Below are 13006 nucleotides of genomic sequence, written 5' to 3' on the forward strand. Positions count from 1 at the left end.
CTCTCCTACTTGTTTTCTGAAATGGAATGGACGGAATCCATCAGCGTCTTACGGCCACCTTCCGGAGCAGAACCGCAGCGGTTGATTGTCGGGCCAGCCGGCGGGCGTTCCCCTTTGCGCAGCGCTTCAATCAGCGCCACCGTGCGCGGGCCGTCCATATCTTCATAAAAATCGTCATCCACCTGCAGGATGGGCGCATTGGAGCAAGCGCCAAGACATTCCACCTGTGTCAGGGTGAACTGCCCGTCTGCGCTGGTCTCACCAAAACCCGCAATGCCGGTCACCCGCTTGCAGGCAGCTACGACATCATCCGACCCACGCAGCCAGCATGGCGTTGTGGTGCAAACCTGCAAATGGTAGCGGCCCACGGGCTTTGTGTTGAACATGGTGTAGAAAGACGCTACCTCGTAAACGCGGATGGCAGCCATTTCCAGCCGACGCGCAATCTCATCCATAGCCGCCACAGGCACCCATGCGCTCCCGGTTTCCCGGCCCATTTGCCGCTGAGCAATATAGAGCAGCGGCATAACCGCACTGGCTTTACGCTCCTCAGGATATTTGGCGAGCACAGTCACAATTTCCGCCTCGGACGCACTATCAAAAGCGAAGCTGTCCGGCTGTTCCTGGGGTGTCTGGTGTGTGTTCATCGGTCAACCTCCCCGAAAACAAGATCGAGCGAGCCAAGAACCGCCACCATATCGGCCAGCATGGACCGGCGGGACAGTTCATCCAGAGCCTGCAAATGCGCAAAACCTGTCGGGCGGATTTTGCAGCGATACGGCTTGTTGCTGCCATCGGCCACCAGATAAACCCCGAACTCACCTTTCGGGCTTTCCACAGCCGTGTAAGTCGCCCCCGGGGGCACGTGATACCCTTCACTGAACAGCTTGAAATGGTGAATGAGCGCTTCCATGGAGCGCTTCATTTCCGCACGGGGTGGCGGGCTGAATTTGGGGTCCTGCACTTTGACATCGCCGGGACGAATCTGGCTCAGGCATTGTTCAATAATGCTGACACTCTCGCGCATTTCCGCAACACGGACGAGATAGCGATCATAGCAATCCCCATGCCGCGCCACAGGCACGTTGAAGTCCACCTTATGATAATTGTCATACGGCTGCATGCGGCGCAGATCCCACGGCACGCCAGAGGCTCGCAGACAGGGGCCGCTAAATCCCCATGCCAGCGCTTGCTCGGCCGTGAAAACGCCAATCCCCACCGTGCGCTGTTTCCAGATCCGGTTTTCCGTCAGCAGGCCTTCCAGCTCATCAATCCAGGCCGGAAATTCTTTAGCCCATGCGCCAATTTTATCTTCCAAACCTGCCGGAAGATCCCGCGCCACGCCACCGGGACGGAAATAATTGGCATGGAAGCGTGCCCCGGAAGCGGCCTCGTAAAACTCCAGCAGCTTTTCACGCTCTTCATAACCCCACAGAGCAGGTGTTACCGCGCCGCAATCCAGACCTAGTGCTGTAATATTCAAAATATGGTTTAGAACACGGGTTATTTCCGCAAACATAACCCGCAGCCAGCGTGCACGTTCAGGAATTTCAATCCCCAGAAGCTTTTCCGTCGCCAGAGCAAACGCCTGCTCCTCACACATGGGAGAGACGTAATCCAGCCGGTCAAAATACGGGAGCGCCTTCTGATAGGTTTTGTATTCTATCAGCTTTTCCGTACCACGATGCAAAAGCCCGATATGCGGCACCGTGCGCGCCACAAGCTCGCCTTCCATTTCCAGCACCAGACGCAACACGCCATGTGCGGAAGGATGCTGTGGCCCGAAATTTAACGCATGGGAGTCAATCTCCAGCGTCTTGCGTTCTCGCGCTTTCACCTGCTGGTCTGGCAGCAGAGTTTCCGGAATATCTGCCTGCAGGATAGCATCTGCGTCATTCAGCAGAATGCCTTTGTCCGCGTCTGTCATCCGCGTGACCTCCTGATATGTTGCCGGACCTCGTGCGCTTTCTCATCCCCCGGCAAGGTCAGCATGCCTTCCCACGGGGAGACGAAATCAAAATTACGGAAATCCTGCGCGAGCGAGACAGGTTCCTTAACCACCTGTCGGCTTTCCACGTCGTAACGCACTTCCTCATACCCGGTCAGCGGGAAGTCTTTACGCAGCGGATAGCCTTCAAACCCATCATCCGTCAGGATGCGCCGCATGTCCGGGTTGCCGGAAAACTGCACGCCAAACAGGTCGTAGCATTCCCGCTCCCACCAGCACGCACACGGCCAAAGGCCGGAAACGGATGCTACCGGTGCGACTTCATCCGTGGTGATAATCACACGGATGCGCTGGTTAAGCGTGACGGAGAGCAGGTTATAGACTACGTCAAACCGTTCGGCCCGGCTGGGATAGTCCACCCCACAAAGATCCATCATCTGCTCAAACCGGCATTGCGGATCGTCCCGCAGGAAGGTCATAAGCGGCAAAAGCTGGTCCCGCGTAGTGCGGACCACCAGTTCCCCCTTCTCCAGCCCTGCGGATAAGACATCCGGCCAGGTTGTTGAGAAGGTGAAGGCCAGCGCCCCGAGACGCCCCTGAAGGCTGACCTGCTGCGGAGAGGAAAGGCGCGCCTCAACCACGGAGGATGGTCCCGGTCCGGCGGATTTTCTTTTGAAGCAGCATGATGCCGTAAATCAGCGCTTCAGCCGTAGGCGGGCAGCCGGGTACATAGACGTCCACCGGCACAATCCGGTCACACCCACGCACCACGGAATAGGAATAGTGGTAGTACCCTCCCCCATTGGCGCAGGAGCCCATGGAAATGACCCAGCGCGGCTCTGCCATCTGCTCATAGAGCCGACGCAGCACCGGGGCCATCTTGTTGGTCAGCGTGCCCGCAACAATCATCACGTCAGACTGCCGGGGTGAGCCACGCGGGATAATGCCCATGCGGTCCAGATCGTAACGCGGCATGTAGGCGTGAATCATCTCCACAGCGCAGCACGCCAGCCCAAAGGACATGGGCCACAGGCTGCCTGTGCGCCCCCAGTTGACCAGCTTATCCAGATTGGCAACCACAAAGCCCTTCTCGGCAATGGCGCCGGTAATGCCTCGCACCACGGCGTCCTGCTCGGGGCCGGGTGGAAGGGCTTCACGATTCCACAGAATGGTTTCGTCTTGCGGATTTGCAGACATCGGCGGCTCCCTCAATCCCAGTCCAGCGCGCCTTTGCGCCACTCATACAGAAAGCCGATCCCCAGCACGCTCAGGAACCCCAGCATGGACAAGAAGCCAAACAGCCCTATGCGGGACAGGCTAACAGCCCAAGGGAACAGAAACGCGACCTCGAGGTCGAAAATAATGAAAAGGATCGCGACCAAATAAAACCGCACGTCAAAGCGACGGCGCGTATCATCAAAGGCCTCAAATCCGCACTCATAGGCCGTTACTTTTTCAGGATAAGGTTTTTGATGGCCGCATAGCAGCGCCATACCCAGCATTGCAGCCGCAATAACGACTGAAATAGCACCGAATACCAAAACAGGGGCGTAATCACCAAGAACAGACTGCATCTGTATTCCTTGCATGAGAGAGATCATGAAGATCAAACGTCATGCAGAGGATCCTAGACCTAAGTCTTTACAACAGCCATGCCCTGACACCTGTAATAACGGGCACGTTCCCGTGACTACTTAAGAGAACAGGGGCAAGCCATTGATAATATGGCGGAAAACTACAGATTTTGGGGGATATTCATAAAAACGAGAGCATCTCACATTTGGGTGCTCTGCGCGGAAACCATGACGACTTAAGAGAAATCATGGTGGGCGATGACGGGGTCGAACCGCCGGCCCTCTCGGTGTAAACGAGACGCTCTACCTCTGAGCTAATCGCCCGCTGGATGCGTATGTGTCACAAACAGAAGCGGCCGGCAACCCTTCCAATGGAAGTTTTACCGGCCGAAACCAAAAAACTATCAGTCTGAGAGACTTTTAGCTTACGGCATCCTTCAGAGCCTTACCCGGCTTAAAGCGCACGGACGTAGAAGCAGGAATATCAATTTCCTCGCCTGTACGCGGGTTGCGCCCTTTAGCAGCCTTGCGTGAGGCTGTAACGAACGTGCCGAAACCAACCAGACGAACTTCCTGCTTCTTGGAAAGCGCCTTTTCGATTGCACCGAATACGGCGTCAACCACTTCTCCAGCCTTCGCCTTGGGCAGAGCAGCCTCGTCGGCCACTGCCGCTACGAGTTCCTGCTTGTTAAGCGGCTTCTCCATATTACGCCTCTCTCTGTGTTTATCGTGACTGGAGCGGCGGGCGGCTTTACGTCCGCCTCTCCGCTTCCCGCTCGCACTATGCAGCCGTTTTACGCCACGTCAACCGAGCAACGGTAAACTTCGGCCACATAGTAAATTTTTCCCTTAGTGCGGCAGCACAGCCGCCGCACCAGCTCCTTCCGGGGTCGGAACAGCTTCCGAAACCTCATCCCAATGGATGGCCTGAGGCTTACGGACCAGAGCCTGGGCAATCACTTCATCCACGTGGGATACAGGGATGATTTCGAGATTGTTCTTTACAGAGTCAGGGATTTCCGCGAGGTCTTTCTCGTTTTCCTTGGGTAGGAATACGGTCTTGATGCCTGCCCGCAAAGCCGCCAGCAGTTTCTCTTTCAAACCACCAATCGGCAGCACACGCCCCCGCAACGTGATCTCACCAGTCATGGCAACATCACGCCGAACAGGGATGCCCGTCATGACGCTGACAAGCGCCGTTGCCATGGCAATACCGGCGGAAGGCCCGTCTTTAGGAGTCGCACCTTCGGGCACATGCACGTGGAAACTGCGCTTTTCAAACAGAGTCGGCAGGATCCCGAATGTAGTCGAACGGCTCCGCACGTAGGAATACGCCGCAGAGACGCTCTCCTTCATGACATCGCCCAGCTTGCCAGTTTGCACCACAGCGCCCTTACCCGGGACCATGACGCTTTCAATCGTCAGGATTTCCCCGCCGACTTCCGTCCACGCCAGCCCGGTGACAATACCCACCATGTCTTCCGCTTCGGTCTCGCCGTAACGGAAGCGCTTCACACCGGCGAGCTTTTCAAGATTGCGCACGGTGATGGCAACTTTCTTTGCCTTCCCCGTCACAAGCTCTTTGACCACCTTACGAGCCAGATTCGCAATTTCGCGCTCAAGGTTACGCACCCCGGCTTCACGCGTGTAATAGCGAATCAGATCCCGCAGAGCGTCATCACTGATCGACCATTCACTCGGCTTGAGGTTATGAGCCTCAGCCTGCTTGGAGATCAGATGGCGGCGGGCGATCTCAACCTTCTCGTCTTCCGTGTAGCCAGACAGACGGATGATTTCCATGCGGTCCAGCAGCGGCTGGGGCATGTTGAGGCTGTTTGCCGTGGTGACGAACATGACGTCCGACAGATCATAATCCACTTCCAGATAATGATCAGCAAACGTGCTGTTCTGTTCCGGGTCCAGCACTTCCAGCAGAGCTGAAGCCGGATCGCCCCGCCAATCCGCACCCAGCTTGTCAATTTCATCCAGCAGGAAAAGCGGGTTGGAGACCTTCGCCTTCTTCATCCCCTGAATGATCTTGCCCGGCATGGAGCCGATATAGGTGCGGCGATGCCCACGGATTTCAGCTTCATCCCGCACGCCGCCCAAAGACATGCGCACGTAATGCCGACCGGTAGCCTTGGCGATGGAGCGTGCCAGCGAGGTTTTACCCACACCCGGCGGCCCCACGAGGCAGAGAATCGGCCCTTTCAGCTTTTGGGAACGGCTTTGGACTGCCAGATATTCCAGAATACGCTCTTTAACCTTTTCCAGAGCGTAGTGATCGGAATCCAGCACGGCTTCAGCGGCATCCAGATCATTTTTGACCTTGGTGCGCTTCTTCCACGGGATACCGAGCAGCCAGTCCAGATAGTTCCGAACAACCGTCGATTCGGCAGACATGGCGCTCATGCCACGCAGCTTCTTCAGCTCAGCAACTGCCTTTTCCCGCGCTTCCTTGGAAAGCTTGGTTTTGGCAATCCGCTCTTCAATCTCGGTCGTTTCGTCCTTGCCGTCTTCGCCTTCACCCAGCTCTTTCTGAATGGCCTTCAACTGCTCGTTCAGATAGTACTCGCGCTGGGTTTTCTCCATCTGGCGCTTCACGCGGTTGCGAATTTTCTTCTCAACCTGCAGCACGCCGATTTCCGCTTCAATGTGCGCGAAAACCTTTTCTAGCTGCAACGTGACAGACGGTGCCTCCAGAATTTCCTGCTTTTCGGAAATCTTGAGGTTCAGGTGGCTGGCAACTGTATCGACCAGCTTGGACAGATCGCTGATCTGGTTAAGGGATACCAGAACTTCAGACGCGATCTTCTTGTTGAGCTTAATATACTGTTCAAACTGAGAGACGATGGAACGGCCCAGCGCTTCGGCTTCCGCCCCTACCGCCGGCTCTTCAACCACATCCTCAATCTCTGCTTCAAAATGCCCGTCAATATCATGCAGGGCTTTCACCCGTGCGCGACGCACACCTTCCACCAGCACCTTGACGGTGCCGTCCGGCAGCTTGAGCAGCTGCAGGATGGTGGACACGGTGCCAAAGCGGTACACATCATCAACGCCCGGATCATCCTGAGCCGCATCTTTCTGCGCAATCAGCAGGATCTGCCGGTCTTCCCGCGTGACGGATTCCAGTGCTTTGACGGACTTTTCACGGCCGACAAACAGCGGAACAATCATGTGGGGGAACACGACAATATCGCGCAGCGGCAAAACGGCGATACGACCGTTACCCTGCTCTACCTTCTTGTCGGGGGCTGTGTTGTCCGCAGCGACGACGGCTGCGTTTTCGGTCGGTGTGACCGTTGCTGGCGTTTTGGCCGGCGTTTTTGCGGGTGATTTACGCTTACGTTTTACTGCTGGTTTTTCATTATCAGCCATAACCATGACCTCCTTCAAGGACGATCCAGGCCGGGCACCCGTAATGTGGCGTACCCAGACCCGCGAGAACCTGCCAACAGGCTCCCACCATCTACCATGTCGTTACGAACGCCCCATTCTACAATGGGTTAACCAGAAAACCCGGCCAGCAGGGCTTTTCTTCCCTGCTGGCAGTTGTTTTGCAGTTCTTAGGCTGACTGTTCCGCCGGAACCTTTTTCCCTTTGCCATAGACATAAACCGGGCTTGTTTTTTCCTCGGCCACGTCACGGTTCACCACCACTTCTTCCACGTTATCAAGGCCGGGAAGGTCAAACATGGTGGACATCAGGATGCTTTCCATAATGGACCGCAGGCCACGTGCACCCGTCTTGCGGGTAATGGCACGGTCTGCAATGGCCTTCAGGGCATCATCCGTAAAGGAAAGCTGGACGTCTTCCATCTGGAACAGGCGCTGATACTGCTTGACCAGAGCATTTTTCGGCTCGGTCAGAATGCGGATCAGAGCAGCCTCATCCAGATCCCCCAGCGTTGCCAGAACCGGTAGACGGCCAATAAATTCCGGGATCAGCCCGAATTTCATCAGATCTTCCGGTTCCACATCGTGGAGGATTTCACCGGTTTTCCGCTCGTCGGGAGACCGGACATCTGCACCAAAGCCAATGCCAGTCCCTTTACCGCGGGCGGTGATGATCTTATCCAGCCCGGCAAAGGCACCGCCGCAGATGAACAGCATGTTCGTGGTATCCACCTGCAGGAATTCCTGCTGCGGATGCTTGCGCCCACCCTGCGGCGGCACAGAGGCCACAGTGCCTTCCATCAGCTTCAGCAGAGCCTGCTGCACACCCTCGCCACTCACATCACGCGTGATGGAGGGGTTATCAGACTTGCGGGAAATCTTGTCGATTTCATCAATGTAGACAATGCCGCGCTGCGCACGTTCCACATTGTAGTCAGAGGCCTGCAACAGCTTGAGGATGATGTTTTCAACATCCTCACCCACGTAACCGGCTTCGGTCAGCGTGGTGGCATCTGCCATGGTGAACGGCACGTCCAGAATACGGGCCAGTGTCTGCGCAAGCAGCGTCTTACCCGAACCAGTGGGACCTACCAGCAGGATGTTGGACTTTGCCAGCTCAACATCGTTATTGCCTTTGGTCGCCTGCGTCAGCCGTTTGTAATGGTTATGCACCGCAACAGAGAGAACCTTTTTGGCCTCAAACTGTCCGATCACATAATCATCCAGAACCTTGCAGATTTCCTTGGGAGTCGGAACGCCTTCGCGTGACTTCACCAGTGTCGTTTTGTGCTCTTCACGGATGATATCCATGCAGAGTTCAACACACTCATCGCAGATAAACACGGTCGGGCCGGCAATGAGCTTGCGCACCTCGTGCTGCGACTTTCCGCAGAAAGAGCAATAGAGCGTGTTTTTGGAATCACCGGACTTTGCGTTCATCAGCCCACTCCCTTGAACGTCCCGGACCTCAGAAAACCAGGAACCGAGTTACCAACTCTATCTGCCTTACTGCGGGCAGACCACCCCTGACATTGAACAGGAGATTTAGCGTACACCAGATTAAGGATGGCTTTTATCCTTCTTTCCAGCGTCTGTGGCCTTGTGATGGCTGATCACCTTGTCAACAATCCCGAAAGACTTTGCTTCCTCGGCTGACATATAGGTATCGCGCTCCAGCTTCTGCTCGATATCCTCAAGCGTCTGGCCGGTATGCTCACGATAGATCTCGTTCAGGCGCTGCCGGATAATAAGAATTTCCTTGGCCTGAATTTCAATATCGCTCGCCTGCCCCTGCGCACCGCCAGACGGCTGATGCACCATCACGCGGGCATTTGGCAGAGCGAAACGACGCCCGGCTTCACCACCCGCCAGCAGCAGAGAGCCCATGGAGGCTGCCTGACCGATACAGACGGTGCTGACCGGGCTGCGGATGTACTGCATCGTGTCGTAGATCGCGAGACCTGCGGACACAACGCCACCCGGGCTGTTAATGTAGAAAGAAATTTCTTTCGTCGGGTTCACGCTTTCCAGATAAAGGAGCTGTGCGGAGATCACAGACGCAACCTGGTCATAGACCGGGCCGGTCAGAAAGATGATCCGTTCCTGAAGCAGGCGGGAATAGATATCAAATGCCCGCTCGCCCCGGGAGGTCTGTTCGACCACCATCGGCACCAAAGCGTTGCTGAAAACCTCAACGGGATCACGATCCCTCATGTCAGTCATTCCCGTAAAAAACCTGCACCATCCTTCCCCCATTTCCGTCCGAAGACGCAAACCGGTTCAGGCACTCTCAATCAAGATAGAGATAAAGTAGCAAGATGCTACCCCGGAAAAGAAAATCTGCCCTGAAAAAGAGTGTCCCGCCGGTTCACACCGGCGGGACACAATTTTCTCAGATATCAGCCGGAGGAATATCCGATAACTCTTCCGGAGTAACTTCCTTGTCCTCCACTTTCGCGAGTTCAATCAGATAATCGACAACTTTGTTCTCGAAAATCGGACCGCGAAGGGATTCAATGGCCTGCGGGTTGTTCTGGAAGAAGGTGAAGACTTCCTTCTCCTGCCCCTGATAACGCATGGCTTCTGCGCGCATGGCGCGGCCCAGTTCGTCCTGCGTAACCGTAATGGCATTCTTGCGGCCGATTTCAGCCAGAAGAAGACCGAGCTTCACGCGGCGTTCGGCAATCTTGCGATAGTCGGCACGCAGCGTGTCTTCGTCTTTGTCTTTGTCTTCGTCATCAAGCTGACCAGCTTTACGGTCAGCTTCAACGCGCTGCCAGATCTGCTGGAATTCCGCGTCAACCATGCCTTCAGGGGCCTGGAAGTCGGTTTTCGTAGCCAGAGCGTCCAGCAGGTCGCGCTTGATGCGCAGACGAGACAGCTGATCGTATTCGCCTTCAACCTGCTTGCGGACGAGGTCACGCAGCTGTTCCAGCGTTTCAAAGCCCAGCAGTTTAGCCAGCTCATCATCAATCGGCGCATCAACCGGCTTCTTCAGCTCTTTGACGGTGATGTCAAAGGTTGCTTCCTTGCCAGCCAGTTCTTCGGCCCCGTAGTTTTCGGGGAAAGTCACGGTGATCTGTTTTTCTTCACCGGGCTTCATGCCTTCAATCTGCTCGGCAAAACCAGGGATGAAGCCTTCGCCACCGATTTCGACATTGACGTCCTGCGCCGTGCCACCGTCAAACGGCACACCATCGCGCTTGCCAACGAAATCAACGGAGAGAACGTCACCCTTCACTGCCGGGCGGACTTCCTCAATCGTTTCAAAGGTGCGCTGACGCTTGGCAACGTCGGCCAGAATTTTGTCGACAGCTTCATCGCTGGCAACCGCCTTCAGGCGGGTCAGGGAGAGGTCGGACAGATCCGGCACGGTGATTTCTGGCAGGATTTCGGTTTCAACCTTAAATTCAAGGTCCTTGCCGTCGTCTTCCTGACCGCTCACCAGCTCAACCTGCGGCTGACCAGCAGGGCGGAGGCCGCGTTCTTCAAGCGCTGCGCGCAGGGATTCGGACACTGCCTGTTCCAGCACTTCAGCGCGCACGGCTTCGCCATGACGCTGGCGCGCCAGAGAAACAGGCACCTTACCCGGGCGGAAACCAGGAAGAGTCAGGTTGGCAGCAACTTCTTTCAGACGCGCATCGCGCTTTTCTGCAAGCTCTGCTGCCGGAATGGTAATGGTGAAACCACGCTTCAGCCCTTCATTGAGGGTGTCAGTAACCTGCATCGGCCAGGCCTTCCTTTCGGTACAAACTCAAATTTCCCGCTGCAATGTGCCGAAAGGCTGCCGCGGAACAGGACGGGAGCACCATGAAAAATGGTACGGGCGGAGGGACTTGAACCCCCACGACTTGCGCCACCAGAACCTAAATCTGGCGTGTCTACCAATTCCACCACGCCCGCACGGTAAAACCCCGTCGCAAGTTGCGAGGACTTAGCCCAGAGCGTGGCTCCCGGCAAGAGACCGTCTGCACATCTCTCCATATTCATGCTGCAATCGGGTCGCTTTTTCACGCGCAGGACCCAGATAACGGTCCAGATCCTCCGCAATCGGCCATGCACCGGCCTGAATTCCGGCCTCGCCATGCAGCCATACGCCGGCACAGGCGGCATCCCACGCGGGCATACCTGCCGCCAGCAAGGCCGCAATCACCCCGGACAGCGTATCGCCAGAGCCCGCCGTGCCCAGAGCGGGACTCGCGTGGTCATTGATCGCCAGCCGCCCGTCCGGCGCTGCAATCAGCGTGGACGCCCCTTTGAGCACAACAACAGCATTGATCTGAGCCGCAGCCTTCCGCACGGAGTCTGGCGGGTTCGCACCGGGAGCCCCAAACAATTTGCTGAACTCTCCGATATGCGGCGTGATGACAGCCACACCGTGTAGTTTTTCCGGATGTCCTGCCGCCGCAGAGAGAGCACCGGCATCGGCCAGAACGATTTTTTGCGCTTCCAGCAACGCCGGGAGCGTTTGTGCCACCTCATCTTCCGTCAGGCCCGGGCCGCACACCCAAACGGCCCGCCGTTTGTCAGCAAGCAAACTTTCGAGTGGACCGTCATCAATCACCAGCCCCGGCGCGCCCAGCCTGTAAGCCGGAGCATCCTGCCCTGCGGCAATCCGCACCAGCCCCGCCCCGGCGGCCCGCGCTCCGCCTGCACACAGGCGCGCCGCCCCCGGCATGGACTGTCCGGCACACAGACTGACGACACCTCGCGTATATTTATGGCTCTCTGGCCCCGGCTCCGGCAGTCGCCACAATCCCGGAGCATTTTGCCAGGCTTGCGGCGGAACCTGCTCCAGCAAGGCCTGCGGCATTCCGATATCCGCCAGCACCAGCCGCCCCATATAGCTCCGCCCTGGATAGAGCAGATGCCCCGGCTTGAAGCGGCAAAACGTGACCGTCATGGCTGCATGGGGCGCATTGCCGCGCACCTGCCCTGTCGCGCCGTCAATTCCGGACGGAATATCAATCGCCACAACCTTGCGGGCTGCCTGCAATAAATCAGCGGGCAATCCCGTCACATCCCGGCTCAGCCCTGCCCCAAACACGGCATCAATCACCAGATCGGCACGCGCCACTTCTGCCAGAGCAAATGGCACGCGAACGCCCTCAAAACGTGCAGAAGCTTCCGCCGCAGCAGACCCGACGTGTGGTGAGGCCATTTCCGCCACAGCAACCGGCCAGCCTGCCTCCGCCAGATAGCGCGCCGCCACAAATCCATCCCCGCCATTATTCCCCGGCCCGCACAGCACCAGAACACGGCAGGGACGCATGTAACGCCGCACCGCACGGGCGACGGCGCGCCCGGCATTATCCATAAGTGTGGAGACCGGCACCGATGCCGAGGCAAGTTGATCCACCCGCCCCATTTCTTCTGATGTATAAAGACTGAGGTCGGAATGTGGGGATACGGGCATGGAAATCCTCCTGATACGGGGAACCGGAACAGTGCCTGAAGAATACTGACTTGCACCCGGGGCGTCCCCTTGGCAATCAGACACCCTGCATCGCGCAGAGCGGCGACCTTCTGCCGCTGGCGTGCCAGTTTTTGAATTCAGTTTTTTACGAGCGGAGTCTGCATGCCTCATTCCATTCTCTGGAGCGTCATCCTTGCTCTCCATCTCATCAGCATCATGTTCTGGATCGGCGGCACCGCCTATGCCGCCATTATCATGCGCCAGAGCCTCTCCCTGCTGGACCCGACGCAGCGCAATTCGGTGCAACTGCAATCACTGGGGCGCTTTTTCCGGGTGCTGATGCATGTCATCCCCACCGCGCTGATTACCGGCTGGCTGATGATTCTCCATGAAGGCGGCTTTGCACACGCACCGTGGACCACCAACCTTATGCAGCTCATCGGTGTGATCATGGCTGTCCTGTATGTACGTGTACTCACAGGACCGTTTCAGAAGGCGCGTCGGGCCCTGCGCCCGCAACCAGCCCTGTTCGACTCGATCCGTAACCAGATTCTGGTGATCATGGCGCTCGGCCTGATTGCTGTTCTGGCCGCCTCGCTGGGCCATCCGTTCGTGTAAAATAGACCGCAAGGATGGGGAAAGCTTGATTCTGGCGGCAAATGCCTTTATC

General features: G+C 56.9%; 12 protein-coding genes and 2 tRNA genes. 1 reads left to right on the top strand and 13 read right to left on the bottom strand.

Annotation, left to right across the window (positions count from 1 at the left end; genetic code table 11):
* Positions 1-5 precede the first annotated feature (5 nt).
* From AD930_RS11850 to AD930_RS11910, 13 genes are all read right to left on the bottom strand, one after another.
* Positions 6-647 (bottom strand): complex I 24 kDa subunit family protein, encoded by a 642-nt coding sequence (locus AD930_RS11850; RefSeq protein WP_061506430.1) that lies wholly within the window; start codon positions 645-647, stop codon positions 6-8.
* A complete protein-coding gene (locus tag AD930_RS11855; RefSeq protein WP_061506431.1) occupies positions 644-1927 on the bottom strand; it encodes an NADH-quinone oxidoreductase subunit D in 1284 nt (427 codons plus the stop codon). The genes AD930_RS11850 and AD930_RS11855 overlap by 4 nt, the downstream gene beginning before the upstream one ends.
* A complete protein-coding gene (locus AD930_RS11860) occupies positions 1924-2589 on the bottom strand; it encodes an NADH-quinone oxidoreductase subunit C (RefSeq protein ID WP_061506432.1) in 666 nt (221 codons plus the stop codon). The genes AD930_RS11855 and AD930_RS11860 overlap by 4 nt, the downstream gene beginning before the upstream one ends.
* Positions 2582-3145 (bottom strand): NuoB/complex I 20 kDa subunit family protein, encoded by a 564-nt coding sequence (locus tag AD930_RS11865; RefSeq protein ID WP_043550655.1) that lies wholly within the window; start codon positions 3143-3145, stop codon positions 2582-2584. The genes AD930_RS11860 and AD930_RS11865 overlap by 8 nt, the downstream gene beginning before the upstream one ends.
* Before the next feature lie 11 nt (positions 3146-3156).
* Complete coding sequence (locus AD930_RS11870; protein ID WP_025827009.1) at positions 3157-3522, bottom strand: NADH-quinone oxidoreductase subunit A; 366 nt, start codon at positions 3520-3522, stop codon at positions 3157-3159.
* Positions 3523-3771: 249 nt separating this feature from the next.
* A tRNA-Val gene (locus AD930_RS11875) sits at positions 3772-3846 on the bottom strand.
* A 96-nt stretch (positions 3847-3942) separates the two neighbouring features.
* Complete coding sequence (locus tag AD930_RS11880; protein ID WP_256441373.1) at positions 3943-4311, bottom strand: HU family DNA-binding protein; 369 nt, start codon at positions 4309-4311, stop codon at positions 3943-3945.
* A gap of 60 nt (positions 4312-4371) precedes the next feature.
* Complete coding sequence (lon, locus tag AD930_RS11885) at positions 4372-6903, bottom strand: endopeptidase La (protein ID WP_082781859.1); 2532 nt, start codon at positions 6901-6903, stop codon at positions 4372-4374.
* Positions 6904-7091: 188 nt separating this feature from the next.
* Positions 7092-8360, bottom strand: coding sequence for an ATP-dependent Clp protease ATP-binding subunit ClpX (gene clpX / locus AD930_RS11890; protein ID WP_043550654.1), 1269 nt, complete (start codon positions 8358-8360; stop codon positions 7092-7094).
* A 120-nt stretch (positions 8361-8480) separates the two neighbouring features.
* Positions 8481-9143, bottom strand: coding sequence for an ATP-dependent Clp protease proteolytic subunit (locus AD930_RS11895; RefSeq protein ID WP_197056219.1), 663 nt, complete (start codon positions 9141-9143; stop codon positions 8481-8483).
* Between the two features lie 169 nt (positions 9144-9312).
* Positions 9313-10647: a trigger factor gene (tig, locus tag AD930_RS11900; RefSeq protein WP_043550651.1), complete on the bottom strand. Its 1335-nt coding sequence runs from the start codon at positions 10645-10647 to the stop codon at positions 9313-9315.
* A gap of 91 nt (positions 10648-10738) precedes the next feature.
* Positions 10739-10823: transfer RNA gene (locus tag AD930_RS11905), tRNA-Leu, on the bottom strand.
* A 31-nt stretch (positions 10824-10854) separates the two neighbouring features.
* Positions 10855-12336, bottom strand: coding sequence for a bifunctional ADP-dependent NAD(P)H-hydrate dehydratase/NAD(P)H-hydrate epimerase (locus AD930_RS11910; RefSeq protein WP_061506434.1), 1482 nt, complete (start codon positions 12334-12336; stop codon positions 10855-10857).
* Between the two features lie 162 nt (positions 12337-12498).
* On the opposite strand from AD930_RS11910, the gene AD930_RS11915 reads away from it, so the two are divergent.
* Entirely contained in the window at positions 12499-12954 is a 456-nt protein-coding gene (locus AD930_RS11915) for a hypothetical protein (RefSeq protein WP_061506435.1), read from the top strand.
* Positions 12955-13006 lie beyond the last annotated feature (52 nt).

It is taken from the genome of Acetobacter malorum, from assembly GCF_001580615.1.
GTDB lineage: Bacteria > Pseudomonadota > Alphaproteobacteria > Acetobacterales > Acetobacteraceae > Acetobacter > Acetobacter malorum.